The sequence below is a fragment of the Proteus sp. fly-1013 genome (genome assembly GCF_040140245.1).
In the GTDB taxonomy this organism is placed as follows: domain Bacteria; phylum Pseudomonadota; class Gammaproteobacteria; order Enterobacterales; family Enterobacteriaceae; genus Proteus; species Proteus mirabilis_B.
The window spans coordinates 351,943-370,924 of record NZ_JBEEWD010000004.1 but is presented as its reverse complement, the minus strand read 5'-3'; the positions used below and the strand labels follow the sequence as shown (position 1 = coordinate 370,924).

General features: G+C 38.4%; 18 protein-coding genes and 1 pseudogene. 11 read left to right on the top strand and 8 right to left on the bottom strand.

Translation table 11 applies throughout. The features are described 5' to 3' along the window. Positions 1-121 precede the first annotated feature (121 nt). From ABN236_RS10455 to ulaA, 3 genes are read left to right on the top strand one after another with little or no spacing between them, the layout of a single operon-like run. The gene (locus ABN236_RS10455; RefSeq protein WP_349473930.1) at positions 122-565 is read left to right on the top strand and encodes a PTS sugar transporter subunit IIA; all 444 of its coding nucleotides are present in this window, start codon (positions 122-124) and stop codon (positions 563-565) included. Positions 566-594: 29 nt separating this feature from the next. Beyond that, the gene (locus ABN236_RS10450; RefSeq protein WP_088495113.1) at positions 595-882 is read left to right on the top strand and encodes a PTS sugar transporter subunit IIB; all 288 of its coding nucleotides are present in this window, start codon (positions 595-597) and stop codon (positions 880-882) included. A gap of 10 nt (positions 883-892) precedes the next feature. Then, positions 893-2,149 carry a PTS ascorbate transporter subunit IIC gene (ulaA, locus tag ABN236_RS10445; RefSeq protein ID WP_006533327.1) on the top strand — a complete coding sequence of 419 codons (1,257 nt, stop codon included), beginning with the start codon at positions 893-895 and terminating at the stop codon, positions 2,147-2,149. Positions 2,150-2,227: 78 nt separating this feature from the next. On the opposite strand, the gene nadS is transcribed toward ulaA, so the two are convergent. Further along, complete coding sequence (nadS, locus tag ABN236_RS10440; protein WP_349473929.1) at positions 2,228-2,542, bottom strand: NadS family protein; 315 nt, start codon at positions 2,540-2,542, stop codon at positions 2,228-2,230. Between the two features lie 52 nt (positions 2,543-2,594). Beyond that, the gene (locus tag ABN236_RS10435; RefSeq protein WP_349473928.1) at positions 2,595-2,924 is read right to left on the bottom strand and encodes a type II toxin-antitoxin system RelE/ParE family toxin; all 330 of its coding nucleotides are present in this window, start codon (positions 2,922-2,924) and stop codon (positions 2,595-2,597) included. Positions 2,925-3,264: 340 nt separating this feature from the next. Between ABN236_RS10435 and alr the strand changes: the two genes are divergently transcribed. Beyond that, complete coding sequence (alr, locus tag ABN236_RS10430) at positions 3,265-4,488, top strand: alanine racemase (protein ID WP_349473927.1); 1,224 nt, start codon at positions 3,265-3,267, stop codon at positions 4,486-4,488. A gap of 70 nt (positions 4,489-4,558) precedes the next feature. Here the strand turns inward: alr and ABN236_RS10425 are convergent, their stop codons facing one another. Beyond that, entirely contained in the window at positions 4,559-4,702 is a 144-nt protein-coding gene (locus ABN236_RS10425) for a Hok/Gef family protein (RefSeq protein ID WP_072063187.1), read from the bottom strand. 399 nt (positions 4,703-5,101) lie between these two features. Beyond that, positions 5,102-5,254: pseudogene (locus ABN236_RS10420) on the bottom strand (transposase); the annotation flags it as partial. An 83-nt stretch (positions 5,255-5,337) separates the two neighbouring features. On the opposite strand from ABN236_RS10420, the gene ABN236_RS10415 reads away from it, so the two are divergent. Continuing rightward, complete coding sequence (locus ABN236_RS10415; RefSeq protein WP_349473926.1) at positions 5,338-6,507, top strand: RNA-guided endonuclease InsQ/TnpB family protein; 1,170 nt, start codon at positions 5,338-5,340, stop codon at positions 6,505-6,507. A 122-nt stretch (positions 6,508-6,629) separates the two neighbouring features. Here the strand turns inward: ABN236_RS10415 and pta are convergent, their stop codons facing one another. Together pta and ackA are read right to left on the bottom strand one after the other, a co-directional pair. Continuing rightward, entirely contained in the window at positions 6,630-8,774 is a 2,145-nt protein-coding gene (pta, locus tag ABN236_RS10410) for a phosphate acetyltransferase (protein WP_088495116.1), read from the bottom strand. Positions 8,775-8,851: 77 nt separating this feature from the next. Beyond that, positions 8,852-10,054 (bottom strand): acetate kinase, encoded by a 1,203-nt coding sequence (gene ackA / locus ABN236_RS10405; RefSeq protein ID WP_088495117.1) that lies wholly within the window; start codon positions 10,052-10,054, stop codon positions 8,852-8,854. Positions 10,055-10,446: 392 nt separating this feature from the next. Here ackA and yfbV point away from each other — a divergent pair, with 392 nt between their 5' ends. The 5 genes from yfbV (at position 10,447) to ABN236_RS10380 (ending at position 15,099) form a co-directional block, all read left to right on the top strand. Continuing rightward, positions 10,447-10,902 (top strand): terminus macrodomain insulation protein YfbV, encoded by a 456-nt coding sequence (gene yfbV / locus ABN236_RS10400; protein WP_069367978.1) that lies wholly within the window; start codon positions 10,447-10,449, stop codon positions 10,900-10,902. 139 nt (positions 10,903-11,041) lie between these two features. Then, entirely contained in the window at positions 11,042-11,536 is a 495-nt protein-coding gene (locus tag ABN236_RS10395; protein ID WP_088495118.1) for a YfbU family protein, read from the top strand. Between the two features lie 40 nt (positions 11,537-11,576). Beyond that, positions 11,577-12,239, top strand: coding sequence for a sugar phosphatase (locus ABN236_RS10390; protein ID WP_349473925.1), 663 nt, complete (start codon positions 11,577-11,579; stop codon positions 12,237-12,239). A gap of 109 nt (positions 12,240-12,348) precedes the next feature. Further along, positions 12,349-14,178, top strand: a complete 1,830-nt coding sequence (locus tag ABN236_RS10385; RefSeq protein ID WP_349473924.1) for an SLC13 family permease — start codon at positions 12,349-12,351, stop codon at positions 14,176-14,178. Positions 14,179-14,361: 183 nt separating this feature from the next. Next, entirely contained in the window at positions 14,362-15,099 is a 738-nt protein-coding gene (locus ABN236_RS10380) for a hypothetical protein (protein WP_349473923.1), read from the top strand. A 96-nt stretch (positions 15,100-15,195) separates the two neighbouring features. On the opposite strand, the gene yfbR is transcribed toward ABN236_RS10380, so the two are convergent. Next, positions 15,196-15,777, bottom strand: coding sequence for a 5'-deoxynucleotidase (yfbR, locus tag ABN236_RS10375; RefSeq protein WP_049203494.1), 582 nt, complete (start codon positions 15,775-15,777; stop codon positions 15,196-15,198). Positions 15,778-15,913: 136 nt separating this feature from the next. Then, a complete protein-coding gene (locus ABN236_RS10370) occupies positions 15,914-17,128 on the bottom strand; it encodes a pyridoxal phosphate-dependent aminotransferase (RefSeq protein ID WP_088495123.1) in 1,215 nt (404 codons plus the stop codon). An 861-nt stretch (positions 17,129-17,989) separates the two neighbouring features. Here ABN236_RS10370 and hexA point away from each other — a divergent pair. After that, the gene (gene hexA / locus ABN236_RS10365) at positions 17,990-18,907 is read left to right on the top strand and encodes a transcriptional regulator HexA (protein WP_075670634.1); all 918 of its coding nucleotides are present in this window, start codon (positions 17,990-17,992) and stop codon (positions 18,905-18,907) included. The last annotated feature ends 75 nt before the right edge of the window (positions 18,908-18,982 follow it).

Sequence of the window (18,982 nt, the reverse complement as noted above, 5' to 3'; positions counted from 1 at the left end):
AACATTTCATTAAAATGATAGCGCTATCACAATTACGAATGATCTATCTAGATAGCGCTACCATTAATGATTACTATCCTTAATAACGAAGCTCAAAGAGAGTCTTATTGAGGTTATAACTATGCTTAAAACGTTATTAACACCGGATGTGGTGCAAGTGGTTCCAAACGTTAGCGATTGGCGAGAAGCTGTTAAAGTGGCGTGCCAGCCATTAATTGCGAAAGGTTGTATTGAACCTCGTTATATCGATGCGATTTACAAATCACACGAAAAAATCGGGCCATATTATGTATTAGGTCCGGGGATTGCGATGCCTCATGCGCGTCCTGAGGATGGTGTTAATCAACTTTCTCTTGCATTAACCATTGTTGAGCAAGGTGTTGAGTTTGGTGCTGATGAAAACGATCCTGTGAAATTACTGATTGTTTTGGCTGCAACAGATAACGATAGCCATATTAATGCCATTATGAAATTAGCCGAACTTTTTGATAACGATACAGATATTCAAAAGCTATTTAATGCGAAAAGCAAAGCGGATGTATTAGCCGTTATCAACAACTATTAATGACGATTTAAATTACCAAGGGGAATATCATGAAAATTACTGTTGTGTGTGGAAATGGTTTAGGTAGTAGCTTAATGATGGAAATGAGCATCAAAAGCATCCTAAAAGATCTTGCTGTGAATGCAGAAGTGGATCACGTTGATCTGGGTTCAGCAAAAGGCACACCAAGTGATATCTATGTAGGTACACGCGATATTGCTGAGCAACTTAACTCTCAAGCTGTAAACGGAAGAGTGGTTTCACTGGATAATATGATTGATAAAGTGGCGATGAAAGAGAAGCTTTCTGTCGCATTACGTGAATTAGGCGCGTTATAAGGAGCCTATCATGGACTTTTTCCGCTTTCTAATGAGTGATGTGCTTTCAGAGCCTGCTATTCTAGTTGGTTTGATTGCATTGATTGGCTTAATTGCCCAGAAAAAACCAGTTACAGAATGTATTAAAGGCACCGTAAAAACCATTATGGGTTTTGTGATTTTAGGTGCTGGTGCAGGTCTTGTAATTAACTCACTGGGTGATTTCTCAACGATTTTCCAACATGCATTTGGTATTCAAGGCGTTGTACCTAATAACGAGGCGATTGTCTCTATTGCACAAAAAAGCTTTGGTAAAGAGATGGCATTAATTATGTTTTTTGCCATGTTAATTAATATCTTAATTGCACGTTTAACGCCGTGGAAATTTATTTTCTTAACCGGTCACCATACATTATTTATGTCAATGATGGTGGCGGTTATTTTGGCAACTGCGGGCTTAGAAGGCACAGTATTAGTTGCGGTAGGTTCATTAGTTGTTGGGATTTCAATGGTATTTTTCCCTGCCATTGCACATCCTTACATGAAAAAGATTACTGGCTCTGATGATGTTGCATTAGGACACTTCTCAACTATTTCTTATGTCGTTGCGGGCTTTATCGGCAGTAAATTTGGTAATAAAGAGCATTCAACAGAAGAGATGAATGTTCCTAAAAGCTTACTATTTTTACGCGATACACCAGTCGCAATTGCCTTTACTATGGGCATTATTTTTATCATCACATGTTTATTTGCGGGCGATACTTTTGTTCGTGAAGTCAGTGGTGGTAAAAACTGGTTTATGTTCTCGTTAATGCAATCTATAACCTTCGCAGCAGGTGTTTATATTATTCTACAAGGTGTGCGTATGGTTATTGCTGAGATTGTCCCTGCATTTAAAGGTATTTCAGATAAGTTAGTTCCTAATGCAAAACCAGCGTTAGATTGCCCAGTTGTATTCCCTTATGCACCCAATGCAGTTTTAGTGGGCTTTTTAAGTAGCTTTGCTGCGGGTGTTATCGGTATGTTCATTCTGTATGCTTTAGATTGGACAGTCATAATTCCGGGTGTGGTTCCTCACTTCTTCGTGGGTGCAACAGCAGGGGTATTTGGTAATGCAACAGGTGGACGTCGCGGTGCTATTTTAGGTGCATTCGTTCAAGGTTTATTAATTACTTTCTTACCTGTATTCCTATTACCAGTACTTGGCGATATCGGTATTGCTAACACCACATTTAGTGATGCAGACTTTGGTGTTATCGGTATTCTGTTAGGTATTATTGTTCGTTGATATTTTTGAATTTATTAATTAAAAAAACGCCTTGCTGAGTTAAATCAACAAGGCATTTTTTTTTACAAATATTATTATTCAAATAAGTATCAGACTTTTAGCAATGTTTGGATTTTTTTCTATCATCCGTAATAGTTTCAAACTACTGCCTGTCGGAAATCTACGCTTTTGTTCCCATGCTCGAACTAAAGAAGTAGATACACCAAGAGCCGTAGCAAAATCAGTTTGCTTTAATTTCGTCAATTTACGAATTTCTTTCACATCTGGCTCTGTAACAGTAAATACTCGAGAAGGCATGACCTGTTTTTTATGTATTTGTACCACTTCTTTTAAGCTATCAAACAATTCATTAAAAGAATTATCATCCATATACTGTTTTTGTTCTGTTGTCATAATATGCCTCTAAAGATCAAGATAATCAGCTTATCTAGAATGAATTTATTTGTTAATGATAATTCCATTCTTTTAGTAATAGAGTTAATGCTTTTAGCTTGTTGCATTGTTCTTGGCTTAAGTTATCTTGTTGATTTTTTGGATAAACATAAAGCATATAAATGATCCCATCTTCAGAAATATAGTAGTAGATAACACGTATACCACCACTTTTTCCTTTGTTTGCTAATCGGTATCGTATTTTTCTGCATCCACCAGAACCAACAATAAGATCACCTTTTAATGGGTTAGCAATAAGCATATTTTGAAACTCTGCGTATTCATCATCACTTATCAAATTAGTAATACATTTAGTGAAGATATTAGTTTCAATTATCTGCATATCAATCCCTTATTTTACAAACGGTCTGGTACCGTAGTAATACAGGGTGTTACTATAATAGTGATACCCTGTATTACTTTCAAGGGAAATATAACTCAAAAAAAGATTCACTTAAAAGAAAAAAATAAATAATTTACAATTAAAACAATAAGTTAATTATTGCTGTAAGTTTTTTAGTGAATAAATAAACGAATTAATTCTAATTAAAACTTGTGAATTAATATGTTTATTTTATGAATAATAATGCTATCATCCTGAGTGAATATTCACGATGTGTATATTTTCGTACCTAATTAATTATAAAAATAGGTTTAACATCACAATCACTAAGGAAAAAAAGATGTCTTTTGGTATTCGATATCTTGCGTTGTTACCACTTTTTGTTATCACTGCTTGCCAACAACCTGTTAATCACAATCCACCAGCGACTCAAACAGCTCAGATTCAACCTGCAATTGTGAATAACTCATGGATTGAAATTTCACGTAGTGCGCTCGATTTTAATGTGAAAAAAGTACAATCACTTTTAGGTGATAAATCCTCGCTTTGTGCTGTTTTAAAGGGTGATGCATATGGTCATGATTTATCATTAGTTGCGCCTGTTATGATTGAAAATAATGTGCAATGTATTGGTGTAACGAATAATCAAGAGCTAAAAAAAGTGCGTGATCTAGGATTCCAAGGGCGTTTAATGCGTGTACGTAATGCTACAGAGCAAGAAATGGCTCAGGCGACAAGCTATAACGTGGAAGAATTGATTGGCAACTTAGATATGGCTAAGAAATTAGATGCCATTGCTAAACAACAAAATAAAGTGATCCCTATTCATCTAGCCTTAAATTCAGGTGGAATGTCTCGTAATGGATTAGAAGTGAATAACAATGCGGGGCTTGAAGAGGCAAAGCAAATTGCTCAATTAGCTAACCTTAAAGTGGTTGGTATTATGTCTCATTATCCTGAAGAAGATGCGGATAAAGTAAGAGAAGATCTCGCTCGTTTTAAACAGCAATCACAAAAGGTATTGGATGTTACTGGACTAAATCGCAAAGATGTCACTCTGCATATGGCAAATACTTTTGCCACAATTACTGTACCTGGATCATGGTTAGATATGGTGCGTGTAGGCGGGATTTTTTATGGTGATACCATCGCAAGTACAGATTACAAACGTGTTATGACTTTTAAATCCAATATTGCCTCAATCAATTATTATCCTAAAGGCAATACTGTTGGGTATGATCGTACTTACACACTAAAACGTGATTCAGTATTAGCTAATATTCCTGTCGGTTATGCAGATGGTTATCGTCGAGTCTTTAGTAATGCAGGACATGCTTTAATTGGTGGTCAACGTGTACCTGTTTTGGGTAAAACGTCAATGAATACGGTGATTGTTGATATTACCGATCTTAAAAATATCAAATCAGGGGATGAAGTCGTATTCTTTGGTAAGCAAGGTAATGCAGAGATTACTGCTGAAGAGGTTGAAGATATTAGTGGCGCACTGTTTACAGAGATGTCGATTTTGTGGGGTGCGACCAATCAGCGTGTACTCGTGGATTAAAGTAGGGTGCTTGTGATCACCAATCTCAACAACTTTTGAGAGAAATTGTGGGGGAATTTCCCCCACAAAACTATTTATCGCAAGATAAAATAGCTTGAACTACGGTGTCGCCACTACTGATATTAAAAGAACATAATCTTTCATGTTTCAGTAAAGCAAAACACAAAACTGTAATACATACAGTAATCAGCCCTAATAGGGCAAGCTTAGTCATTTCTCTTGACACTCCTTTATAAAGGAGACAGAATCAAGTTGTTTGGTTTTGAGGCTGCCTCGGATTTTAGTAAATTAAAATTCGGGGCTTTCGTCTTTTTGGCTCCTGAAAATGCTTGAACCAAAATGATCCAAGCACCCACCTGCATACTAACAGAAGCTCACCTTATTTCTATCTTTTTCTGAATAATAAAGACATAAATAAGCAAGTAAAATCAATGTGTTAAATGTTTTTATATTGGATGCTTATATGTGTGATTTTATTTGACACTCCTTTATAAAGGAGACAGAATCAAGTTGTCGTGTTTTGAGACTGCCTCGGATTTTAGCAATATTCGCCGTAAACCCTCGCCTAATGCGGACGGGGATATAAGGCGAAAAGCCCGTAGGGCTTTAAAAATCAGTTAGGCGTTGACTGACTCTTAACATAAGCTCTGAGTGTTTCAATCGTTGCTCCTCCGGCGCTACAAACAAAGTACGATCTTGACCACAGCAACCCCGTTTTACTCTGCATCCGAAGCTGCGTATTCTGCTGACGCTGTGCCTCCGCCGAAGGAAACCTTCCAATAATTTATGTTGACCGCTCAATTGAATAAATCCTCTATAATTTAATGACTATAGCAATGAGCGCTGATTATGTTAAGAGCTACGAAAGTACGCATTTATCCGACACCGAAACAGGCAGAATATCTGAATGCCCAGTTCGGTGCCGTGCGTTTTGCGTACAATAAAGCTCTGCACATCAAAAAGCATATTTACAAGCATTACAGTGTGAGCTTAAGCCCACGAAAAGAGCTGAAACCGTTGTTGTCCGTGGCGAAAAAATCGCGGAAATATTCATGGTTAAAGGACTATGATTCTATTGCGTTACAACAGGCGGTGATTAATCTTGATGTCGCCTTTTCCAACTTTTATAACCCAAAACTGAAAGCCCGTTTTCCGGCATTCAAAAGTAAGTATGGTAAGCAATCGAGTTATCACTGTGTTGGGGTAAAAGTTCTGGGTAATGCCGTTAAGATCCCCAAGCTGTCTCCTATAGAAGCCTGTATTCACAGGGAAATTACCGGCAAAATAAAAAGTATCACGTTGTCTAGAACGGCATCGGGTAAATACTACGCATCCATACTCTGTGATGATGAAACCGAAATGCCAGCAAAACCCGCATTGGTCACATCCGTTACCGGTCTGGATATGGGGCTGTCTCATTACGTGATAGAGTCAAATGGCGATAAGGTTGCTAATCCGCGCCATCTCATCAACGCCAGCCGTAACCTACGACGGAAACAGAAAGCGTTATCACGTAAGAAAAAAGGCAGTGCGAATCGTCGAAAATCTCGCCTACAGCTTGCTGGCGTACACGAACGGGTAGCCAATGCTCGCGCTGATTTCCAGCACAAACTCTCACGTACAATTGTTGACGAAAACCAAGCGGTAATTGTAGAGACGCTGAAAGCGGCAAATATGATGAAGAACCTCCATCTGGCTCGTGCGATAGGCGATGCGGGATGGCGTGGATTTATCTCAAAGCTGGAATATAAAGCGGCAGAAAAAGGTGTTCATGTAGTGAAACTGGATCAATGGTTCGCCAGTTCAAAAACCTGTCACTGCTGCGGTCACAAAATGCCGGAAATGCCGCTAAACAAGCGTATATGGCAATGCCCTGAATGCGGAGTTGACCATGACCGTGATATTAATGCGGCTATCAATATCCGGCAGAAGGGCATACTGGAATTACAGGCGGCGGGTCTCGTCGTCTCTGCCCATGGAGGCCAGCGTAAATCCGTCACACAGATGGTTGCGGCCTGAGAAGTGGGAAGCCTCGCCGTTTACGGCGGGGAGCAGTCACTCAAATAAGAAATCTGTAGAATAAAAAACGCCAAATGAAATTAATCATCTGGCGTTGTTTTATTTGAAGAGAACTTCAATAATTATGCGTTTTCTTGTTGGCTTGCTTGAATTGCTGTCAACGCAACGGTGTAGACGATATCGTCTACTAATGCACCACGAGAAAGGTCATTCACTGGTTTACGCATACCTTGTAACATTGGTCCGATTGAAACCAAGTCAGCTGAACGTTGTACCGCTTTATAAGTAGTATTACCGGTGTTCAGATCAGGGAAGATAAACACAGTCGCTTTACCTGCAACTGGTGAGTTTGGTGCTTTAGATTTAGCAACATCAGCCATAACAGCTGCGTCGTATTGTAAAGGACCATCAATCATCAGATCAGGGCGTTTTTCTTGTGCTAAACGTGTTGCTTCACGAACTTTCTCTACATCGCTACCTGCACCAGAGTTACCAGTAGAATAAGAGATCATCGCAACGCGTGGGTCGATACCGAATGCAATTGCAGAGTCTGCAGATTGGATTGCGATTTCAGCCAGTTGCTCTGCGGTTGGATCTGGGTTAATTGCACAGTCACCATAAACATAAACTTGTTCTGGTAACAGCATAAAGAACACAGAAGACACTAATGAGCTACCCGGTGCAGTTTTGATTAACTGTAGTGGTGGACGAATAGTGTTAGCCGTTGTATGAACAGCACCAGAAACCAGGCCATCTACTTCGCCTTTTTCCAGCATTAATGTGCCGAGAACAACGTTATCTTCTAACTGTTCACGAGCAACAACTTCCGTCATACCTTTATTTTTGCGCAGTTCAACTAAGCGAGGTACATAAATTTCACGTACTTCTTTAGGATTGACTAACTCAATACCTGTGCCTAATTCAACACCTTGTGCAGTTGCTACACGACGAATTTCTTCAGGATCGCCTAACAGTACACAAGTTGCGATACCACGTTCAGCACAAATGGCTGCTGCTTTAACAGTACGTGGCTCATCACCTTCTGGTAAAACGATACGTTTTTTCGCTTTACGCGCAATTTCTGTTAATTGATAACGGAATGCTGGTGGTGATAAACGGTTAGGGCGTTCAGAGTTAGCAGTCAGTGAATCAATCCATTCTGTATTGATATGTTGAGCAACGTAGTTCTGAATTTTTTCAATACGTTCATGGTCATCAGCAGGCACTTCTAAGCTAAAGCTTTGCAGATTTAAAGAGGTCTGCCAAGTGTTTGCATTAACCATAAAGATTGGTAAGCCAGTTTCGAATGCACGTTCACAAAGTTGTTTGATTGGTGCATCGATTTGGTAACCACCTGTTAGTAGGATTGCACCAATTTCAACGCCATTCATTGCTGCAAGGCACGCTGAAACTAATACATCTGGGCGATCCGCTGAAGTCACTAAAAGTGAACCCGGACGGAAATGCTCTAACATGTGTGGAATACTACGGGCACAGAAAGTCACAGACTTAATACGACGGGTTTCAATATCGCCTTTATTGACGATAGTCGCATTTAAGTGTTTTGCCATATCTGTTGCACGAGTGGCGATTAAATCGAAGTTCCAAGGAATGCAACCCAGTAAAGGTAGTGGGCTGTTTTTTTCGATGGTTTTTAAATCGACATTAGAGATAATCGCTTTACTTGAATCATCAAAGATTTCAGATAAGTCAGGGCGAGTACGGCCTTGATCATCAACAGGTGCATTTAGTTTGTTAACAATAACGCCTGTGATGTTTTGGTTTTTTATACCGCCAAATTCAGCACGCGCAAATTCGATACGCTCTTTTAGCTGTTCAACAGTGTTGTTACCTAATGCAGTAACGAAAACAATTTCAGCACCTAATGTTTTTGCAATTTCATAGTTTAATGATTGTGCAAAAGGATGCTTACGCATAGGTACCAGACCTTCGATGAGAATAACTTCTGCATCAGCGGTGTTTTCATGGTATCTAGCAACAATTTCTTCCATCAGAACATCTTTTTGGTTTGAGCTGAGTAGAGACTCAACATAATCCATGTTTAAAGGTTCTGATGATTGAATAGTGGAGTGAGAGCGGATAATCGCTGTTGTCTGATCTAAAGCACCTTTTACACGAGGTTGTGCAATTGGCTTGAACACGCTAAGGCTAACGCCTTTTTGTTCCATAGAACGGATAACACCCAAGCTGACGCTGGTTAAACCTACGCGTGTATCAGTTGGGACTAGCATAATTGTACGGGACACGGAAACCTCTTTAAATATCGGTTGCTCGTTATGTAAAACAGTACTGCCAGTATGACACTGGCAGTACATCAAAGAACTTAAGCGGTCAGGCGACTTGCGTCCTGAGCGATAACTAACTCTTCGTTAGTTGGGATAACAACAGCAAGACGGCTGTTATCGGTAGTGATAGTGCCTGATTTACCGAAACGTGCATCTAAGTTACGTTGATGATCCACTTCAAAACCTAACAGAGCCAGTTTTTTCAGAGATAATTCACGTACCATTGCTGCGTTTTCACCGATACCACCAGTAAAGATAATAGCATCTAAACGACCTTCCATCAGTGCACAGTAAGAACCGATGTATTTTGCTAAACGATGGCAGTAAACATCCATTGCGCGTTTAGCATCTGCTTTAGTGTCGTAGTTATCTTCAACATAACGGCAGTCACTAGTGACTTCTGTTAAACCTAACAGACCTGATTCTTTAGTCAGCAGTTTGTTGATGTCTTCAACGCTCATACCTAAAGTGTCGTGTAAATGGAACACGATAGCAGGATCGATATCACCACTACGAGTACCCATTACTAAACCTTCTAATGGAGTCAGACCCATAGAAGTATCAACACATTTACCGTTAACAACAGCAGAAACAGAACCACCATTACCTAAGTGGCAAGTGATTACGTTCAGTTCATCAACAGGTTTGTTTAACATTTTAGCGGCTTCACGAGAAACGTAGAAATGGCTAGTTCCGTGAGCACCGTAACGACGGATGCTGTGATCTTTATATAAGCTGTATGGCAGAGCATACAAATAAGCTTCTTCTGGCATTGTTTGATGGAAAGCGGTGTCAAAAACAGCAACCATTTTTTCAATTAAATGAGGGAATGCTTTACGCGCTTCTTCAATACCAATAAGGTGAGCTGGGTTATGCAATGGTGCAAATGGGATAGCTGCTTCAATACCTTGGATAACTTCGTCAGTGATCACGACAGATTTAGTGAATTTCTCGCCACCATGAACAATACGGTGACCGATAGACGCGATTTGTGCAGAAAGTTCTGGTTTTTGAGCCAGAATAGTATTTACGATGAAGTTTAATGCTTCGCTATGAGCAGCACCTGCGCCTAACGCAGCTTCGTGTTTTTGGCCATCCATTTTCCACTTCAGGCGGGCTTCAGGAAGGTTGAAGCATTCAGCTAAACCTGACAGGAATTCTTCACCATTTTCTGGGTTGATAATTGCAAATTTAAGAGAAGAACTACCGCAGTTCAGTACCAGCACCAGCTTACTTGACATGGAATTACCTATTTATCTTGTTGTCGTAGTGTCTTTTATATTATAAAGACGGTGGTTAATAAAACGTCAATCATAAAAGCCTATCGCATTCCTATGATGACATTAATGACGCGCATCATGCTTAAAGTAAAAAACTTGATGCTAATTATAGTTGCCAATCATTAATTGGACGATTTTTATTCACCCATTAGCTTTTCGCGTTAAAATCGGCGAAAAGGGTTGAAAATCACGCCGGCAAACAAAATATAGCGCTTTATTGCCACAAACCTTTAGAATGGGCACAGGATACAGAGTAAAGGCAACAAAGACAAAATATACTTAATTCTACTAAAAGATTTTTATTCTTTATAGATATTTTTTAAAAGTTACAGAAGAAATTGATTGAGGTCATTATGAGCGAACCGACAGTGACTCCCCCCGGCTTTTTTAAGAAGCTTCGTTTGGGTAACGAGTATTTAAAAACCTGGCCGGTTGAAAAGCAGTTAGCACCTGTTTTCCCTGAAAATCGGATTGTCAAAGCCACACGCTTTGGTATTCGCTATATGCCACCTATCGCCATTTTTACAATGACATGGCAAATCGCATTAGGCGGTAATTTGGGACCTGCAATTACGACTGCGCTTTTTGCTTGTAGCTTGCCAATGCAAGGATTATGGTGGTTGGGGAAACGTGCAGCTACGCCACTCCCTGCGACGTTATTACGCTGGTTTTATGAAATTCGTGAGAAATTTGAAGAAGCGGGCATCGCTTTAGCTCCTGTTGAGCAAACGCCCACTTACCTTTCTTTAGCTCATTTATTAAAACGTGCTTTTAAGCAACTTGATCGCTCTTTTCTTGATGATGTGTAGAACATTTGTTCTACCTTCTTCGTTTGTCATGATTGTCATCTGAATTACCCCGTTGAGATCAAAAAACGCGTAGTTAACACTACTCAATACTTTTGATTAATGTCATTCTCTCCTCAATGATTTCTTTGGAGAATTAATGATGGAAATGACACACGCACAACGCTTGATCCTCTCTAATCAATATAAAATGATGACTATGATGGATCCTGATAACGCTGAACGTTATCGTCGCTATCAGACAATTATTGAACGTGGGTATGGATTACAATTACGTGAACTTGACCGTGACTTCGATGAAATGTCAGAAGAGACCTGCCGTACCATTATTAACGTCATGGAAATGTACCATGCATTGCAAGTTTCTCGTGATAACTTAAAAGAACAAGAGATGCCTGATGCTCGCCGTGTCGCATTTATAGGCTTTGATGCGGCGACAGAATCCCGCTATCTTAGCTATGTGCGTTTTATGGTGAATACAGAAGGGCGTTACACGCATTTCGATAGTGGCAGTCATGGTTTTAACTCTCAAACACCAATGTGGGAGAAATACCAAAGAATGCTTAACGTTTGGTTAGCATGCCCTCGCCAATATCACCTTAGCGCCGTTGAAATTCAGCAAATACTTAATGCGTAATCATTAGCGCACCACTGTAAAGTAAAGGTAGGCATAAATTATGGCGATCACATGTAAAGGCTTTCTGTTTGATCTTGATGGAACATTAGTTGATTCATTACCGGTTGTTGAACATTGTTGGGCGCTATTTGGTGAGCGCGTAGGTGTATCAACACAAGAGATTAATGACTACATCCACGGAAAGCCTGCTATTGAGTCGATTCGCCATTTTATGCCTAATGCAACCGAACAAGAGATAAGTGAAACTTTTCGTTGGTTAGAAAAATTAGAATCAACACAAACCGAAGGATTAGCACCACTCCCGGGTGCCATTGAACTGATTAATCGCCTTAATGACTTAAATATTCCTTGGGCAATAGTGACTTCAGGTACCGTACCAATCGCATCAACGCGCCAATCTGTCACGGGCATCCCTGAACCTAAGCATTGGGTCACAGCGGAATGTATTAGTAGAGGTAAACCTAATCCTGAGCCTTATCTTTTAGGCGCTAAGAAATTGGGTTTATTACCACAAGATTGTGTGGTTTTTGAAGATGCAGCTGCGGGTATTTACTCTGGTTTAGATGCAGGATGCCAAGTGGTTGCTGTTCACGCTCCTCTTTCTCTCCCTCGCCGTAATGAGATTCATTTAATTATTGATTCTTTAAACGATATTCAAATCGAGAAGCAAGCTGAAAAAGTGATAATAACGCACAAAAGATAGTCTTTTCTTTGATCATATTAGAAGACTTATTGTTGTAAAAATGGTCTACTTATCAATGTAGTGAATTGATGTCTTAAACTGTTTTCACTTATTGCTGATCGAGGCCATTTTGAATAGCGAATTATTATGGGTTTTAAGCCTGCTATTGATAGCTATTGTCCTTTTTACGACCAACAAAATCCGCATGGATGTGGTCGCTTTACTTGTCATCATCGCATTCGTTCTTAGCGGTACACTCTCATTAAATGAAGCCACGGTAGGATTTAGCGATCCAAACGTATTACTTATTGCTGCTCTTTTTGTTATTGGCGAAGGGTTAGTGAGAACAGGTGTGGCTTATCAAATGGGTGACTGGCTTGTACGTGTTGCGGGTAGCAGTGAAGTTAAAATGCTTGTGCTATTAATGATATGTGTTGCAAGCTTGGGGGCTTTCATGAGCTCAACGGGCGTGGTAGCTATCTTTATCCCTGTTGTGCTGAGCGTTGCTGCTCGGATGAAAACATCACCAGGCCGTTTAATGATGCCGCTAGGTTTTGCGGGCCTTATCAGTGGATTAATGACCTTAGTGGCAACACCGCCTAATATGGTTGTTAACAGTGAATTAGTCAGAGAAGGGCTACCAAGTTTTCAATTTTTCTCCATTACACCTATTGGTATTGCCGTCTTATTCGCAGGCATTTTATATATGCTGGTGGTACGTCGGTGGTTAGGAAACAACGATAATGGTAAGCAAAAAGAAGCTTATCGCCGTACTTTCCGTGATCTTATTCGTGATTATCAATTATCAGGACGTGCTCGCCGTTTAGCAATTCGTAAAGGTTCTCCGCTAGTAGGCCATTCACTTGATGAATTACACTTACGTTCTCGTTATGGTGCAAACGTTGTCGGTATTGAACGCTGGAGGCGGTTTCGGCGTGTTATGGTTAGCGCAACCGGTGGCACTGAATTAAGAGAGCGTGATGTTTTATTAGTTGATATGTCAGCTAGTGATGTCGATTTGCGTGAGTTTTGTCGTGAACAGATGCTAGAGCCAATGGTGCTACGAGGTGAATACTTTTCTGAACAATCTCGTGATGTAGGGCTGGCTGAAGTATCCATGAATCCTGATTCAGAATTGTTAGGCAAATCATTAAGAGAAATTAAATTTCGTACTCGTTATGGCTTAAATGTCGTTGCTATTCGTCGCGAAGGAAGCGCCTTGCCGGGTAAAATAGTCGATGAGCCATTACGCCTTGGCGATGTGTTATTGGTGATTGGTGATTGGAAACTTATTCGCGTTTTATCCACTAAACCGCGTAATTTTATCGTATTAAATTTGGCTGCTGAAATTGAAACGGTTGCTCCTGCTTCATCTCAAGCACCCCATGCATTATTTTCGTTAGCATTAATGGTGGCATTGATGGTGACGAATGAAGTACCTAACTTTATTGCGGCACTTATTGCCTGTTTATTAATGGGTAAGTTCCGCTGTATTGATATGGAAAGTGCTTATCGCTCTATTCATTGGCCAAGTATTATTTTAATTGTCGGTATGATGCCTTTTGCTGCCGCATTGCAAAAAACAGGCGGTATCGAGCTTATTGTAAATGGCTTAATGGATGTTGCAGGTAGTGCCGGTCCTCAAGTGATGTTGGTGTGTTTATTTATACTTTGTGCATCAATCGGGTTGTTTATCTCGAATACTGCAACCGCAGTATTAATGGCACCAATTGCTATTGCGGCTGCAAACCAAATGCATGTTTCACCATTACCATTTGCAATGGTGATTGGTGTGGCGGCTTCCGCGGCATTTATGACGCCAGTTTCATCTCCGGTTAATACGCTTATTCTTGAACCTGGTGGTTATAAATTTGCAGACTTTATTAAGATTGGGGTGCCATTTACCATCATTGTGATGTTTATTAGCGTATTCTTGATCCCGTTATTATTCCCATTCTAATTATCAATATTATTGCTTTGCAAAAACGCTGTTTATTAATTAATAAGCAGCGTTTTTTATTTATTGGTCGGTGGTTTTTTATTTGATGTATACTTTATATTTATGTATGTGTGTTTTTTAAAATCATATCAATTATTGAGGAGTAAATTAATATGAAAACATAGATCATCAGGAGTTTTTAAAATGCCAAATTCAATAGTGAGTAACTCAGTTTCAATAAGTTCATTAAAGGTTGATTATTCTGAAAATAAGCAAGACGATGTATTTTCTAAACAGATTAGAACGGTGCAGAATATCTCATCTCCATCATTGTCCAATAATGATATTACAAATAATATTATTACTATTGGTACCCCAAAAGAAATAAAAACACTTTCCCTTTCAACTTTTTCTCCAAAAAATACAATCAAATTTAGTGAAAATATTTTAGATATAAAAAATAAAATTGTGGTTCATGATAAAAATGAGATAGTTAGAAATTATCATTTTAGTAAAGAACAAGATGTTGGAAGGCAAAATAATATTAAGGATGAGTCAAAATCTAATGAATATGCAAAAAAAAGAAATGAAGAGGTAGCTAACAAGCTTAATAGTTATAGGGAACACTATAGCATTAGTGTTGATGAGAGCGATAATAAAAATCTTGATAATAGATATAGCTTAAATAGTAGTGATTTTTCTATTATTAAAAATAAAATTGAAAATAAAGATTTATCAAAAAAAGAAAAGATGTCAATAATAAAAAAATATTTACAGAATAATGATAGTGTTATGAAAAAAGTAGGATTTTTAGAGAATTTTAAAAATATATTTGGCAAGTCAAGCAAAATAAATAAGATACAACTAGAACAAAGGACAGATGCATTAAATATATTAAAAGGATTAAGTGAAAGTAAAGAAGTATCAATGGCAGATAAATAAGTAGGAATGAATCGTAATTAAAGCAAATAAATTAAAAAATTTAACTAAGATGAGTGTATATAAGCACTCATCTTTTTTATTTGGTAATAGTTTCGCTTACTCACTAATTTCATCAAGCGATAAGCTAAAACCGGGTACAAACACTTTCATAAAATAGTCCATCTCAGGGCTATGTCTTTCTGCTAATGTTTTTTCTAAGCGATTTTTGGCTAAATTAAATTCACTATTACCAGCTGCAAGCTCTTCAAGGCATTTTAAATAAGCACATAGACTATCTGCTTGTTTGACAATAAAGGTTTCTTCTTCACTATGTAATTGCTCATCAATAAGAGGGCGAAAATCGTCTTGTAATTCTTCTGGTAACATTTCAATTAGTTTTTGCTGGGCATATTTTTCTATTTTTTTATATTCATGAGCAATTTGTGGATTATGGTACTTAATCGGAGTTGGCATATCACCGGTGATCACTTCGCTGGCATCATGATACATCGCTTGTAATGCAATACGCTCGGCATTGACATTACCATCAAATTTACGATTTTTAATCACCGCTAGGGCATGGGCGACAAAAGCGACTTGTAAACTGTGCTCAGAAACATTTTCTTGGCGAATATTACGCATTAAAGGCCAACGAGTAATGAGTTTTAAGCGAGAAAGGTGGGCAAAAAAGTAACTCATAATATCTCCCAATTGCGTGATTGAAGACATTATTGTGAGTGGATAATAGGTGGATGTAAACGTTAATAGAAAAGAAAATAAAAAAACGCAATATAACTGCTTGTTATACTGCGTTTTATTTTAAATGCAGGTAATCTTATTGATGATAACCGACAATAAAGCGACCGAATTTTTGAATTGCCATATCTAAGTCATCTTCACGCGGAAGAGTCACAATACGGAAATGGTCTGGGTATGGCCAGTTAAAGGCAGTACCTTGTACTAGTAATACTTTTTCTTGCAGTAATAAATCGAGGATCATTTTCTGATCGTCTTTAATACTGTAACGATTAAGGTCTATTTTAGGGAACATATACAATGCACCCATAGGTTTAACACAAGAAACACCCGGAATTTGATTAATCAGTTCCCAAGCACGATTGCGTTGCTCATATAAGCGACCACCCGGCAGAATAAATTCACTAATACTCTGATAGCCACCTAATGCAGTTTGAATAGCATGTTGCATAGGAACGTTAGCGCATAAACGCATAGACGCTAACATATTCAAGCCTTCAATATAGCTTTTAGCGTGTTTTTTAGGGCCATTTAATACCATCCAACCTTGGCGGAAACCGGCAACACGATAGGTTTTTGATAAACCATTAAATGTCACGGTCAATAAATCAGGCGCCATTGCAGCAATAGAATGATGTTGAGCATCGTCATACAGAATTTTATCGTAGATTTCATCAGCGAAGATAATCAGGTCATGTTGACGTGCAATTTCAACAATTTCCATCAGAATATCTTTGCTATATACCGCACCTGTTGGGTTATTTGGGTTGATAATAACGATACCGCGGGTATTTTTTGTGATTTTACTGCGGATATCATCTAAATCAGGGAACCAACCTTGTTGCTCATCACACATATAGTGAACCGCATTTCCCCCTGAAAGAGAAACGGCTGCTGTCCACAATGGGTAATCAGGCGCAGGCACAAGCATTTCATCGCCATTATTTAATAAGGCTTGCATCGCTTGCACGATTAACTCAGAAACACCATTACCAATATAGATGTCTTCAACAGTGACATCACGCATATCACGGGCTTGATAATGCTGCATGATAGCTTTACGCGCAGAAAACAGTCCTTTGGAGTCACTATAACCCTGAGAGCTTGGTAGATTGCGGATCACATCTACTAAAATTTCATCAGGTGCTTCAAAGCCAAAAGGTGCCGGGTTACCAATATTGAGTTTTAAAACTTTGTTACCTTCTTCTTCCAGACGTTTTGCTTCTTGCAAAACCGGACCTCTAATGTCGTAACAGACATGTTCGAGTTTGTTTGATTTTTTAATCTGATTCATAGCGCGTTTACCTAATAGGGTCTGACTCGTATCTTTTATTGTGATGGTGGCGACTTAGCGACATTTATCGCCGATTGCTATTCATATAGAAAGATACAAATGAAAAGGCTGTCCCAGCAAATAACTGTTCTATCACTCTACTCTTACGTTACAAACTTTTGAAGATGCTAGGTAATTTTTGGTGTAAAAGGTCAGTTTATTCTTAGAATGTTATTTTGATGACTGATTGTATTGCTTATGGTGGTTTTATATTTCAGTTTCTACAAATAATCTAGACTATTATTCTATTGAAAAGGTGCTTTTTAGTGTGGTGATCAGAAATAAGTTGATGTGATGGATAGGTAGATGAAATGTTGCATAATCAATTATTGAATAATTTTATCGGATTTGTATTATCTGACTTAATATATTAAATTTTCAAATAATATGGTTAAATCTACTTTATTCTATAGCAATCAATTAGTTTAAGTATAAATTAAATTTAAATCTTAAATTTAATTTATAGGGGAAGATACTTAAACTCAGATGCATAGTTAAGATAATTTAAATTATTTTCAAAATGTTAAAATTTATGAATGAGAAAGCAATATAGTATGATCTAAGTCTAACTTGTGATGACGGTATACAGTTCTTTCTTGTGAATGCGTGAAATGATAATAAAATTTAATTTGTTACAAAAAGATGCAATTCCTTTCTATCTAGGAGGTGTAAACGATAAGAAACAAATGTAAAGTATTCGGTATGTCTTTGCTCTCCTTTTCAGAGTAGAGTACTGTCTGAATCGGAAGTCTTTTTTAGACTTTTGATATAAAACACCAGGTATATGTAATTTAAAAATCAAAAATAAGTGAAGAATAAACAATGATTAATGCAAATCGTCCGATAATGAATCTCGACCTCGATCTGCTTAGAACGTTTGTAGCTGTAGCAGATTTGAACACTTTTGCAGCAGCCGCTGCTGCTGTATGTCGAACCCAATCTGCTGTAAGTCAGCAGATGCAACGTTTAGAGCAATTGGTGGGTAGAGAACTTTTCGCCCGTCATGGTCGTAATAAACTTTTAACAGAGCATGGTCTACAACTGTTAGGTTATGCGCGTCAAATTCTGCGTGCGAATGATGATGCAACGGCATCATTAACGTATAGCGATGCAGAAGGGGAGCTACGTATTGGTGCTTCTGATGACTCTGTTGATACTTTATTACCGTTTTTATTAAATCGTATCGCGTCAGTGTATCCACGTTTAGCGGTTGACGTACGTATTAAACGTTCTCAATATATTGAAACAATGCTAGATAATCATGAAATTGATTTAGCATTAACAACAGCACGTATTGGTCATCACCCACGTACAGCGTTACGTACTGCTCCAGTGCTATGGCATTGTGCGCCAGATTTCCAATTACAAATGAATGAGCCGATCCCTTTAGTTGTAATGGATGAAACGAACCCATTCCGTCAATTAGCGATAAACACGCTAGATGACGCGGGAATTCAATGGCGTATTGCTTATGAAGCTGCTTCTTTATCTGCTGTTCGTGCCGCGGTTAATGCAGAAGTGGGTATCACTGCACGTCCACTTGAAATGCAGAATGCCGATTTACGTATTTTAGGCGAAAGTGAAGGATTACCTCGTTTACCTGAAACACAATATTGGTTATATCGTAATTCTGATGAACAAAATGAAGCGGTGTTAACAGTATTCAATGCGATTGAAAACAAAAAAACACCTTATACCGTCACTGCACCTGAAGATATTAGCTCTACTGAACTTGAATAATCACATTAATAATTGTGTAAATTTTTTAGTATTAAAACACAAAAATTAAAGATTAAAAAAGAGTCAAATAAAACT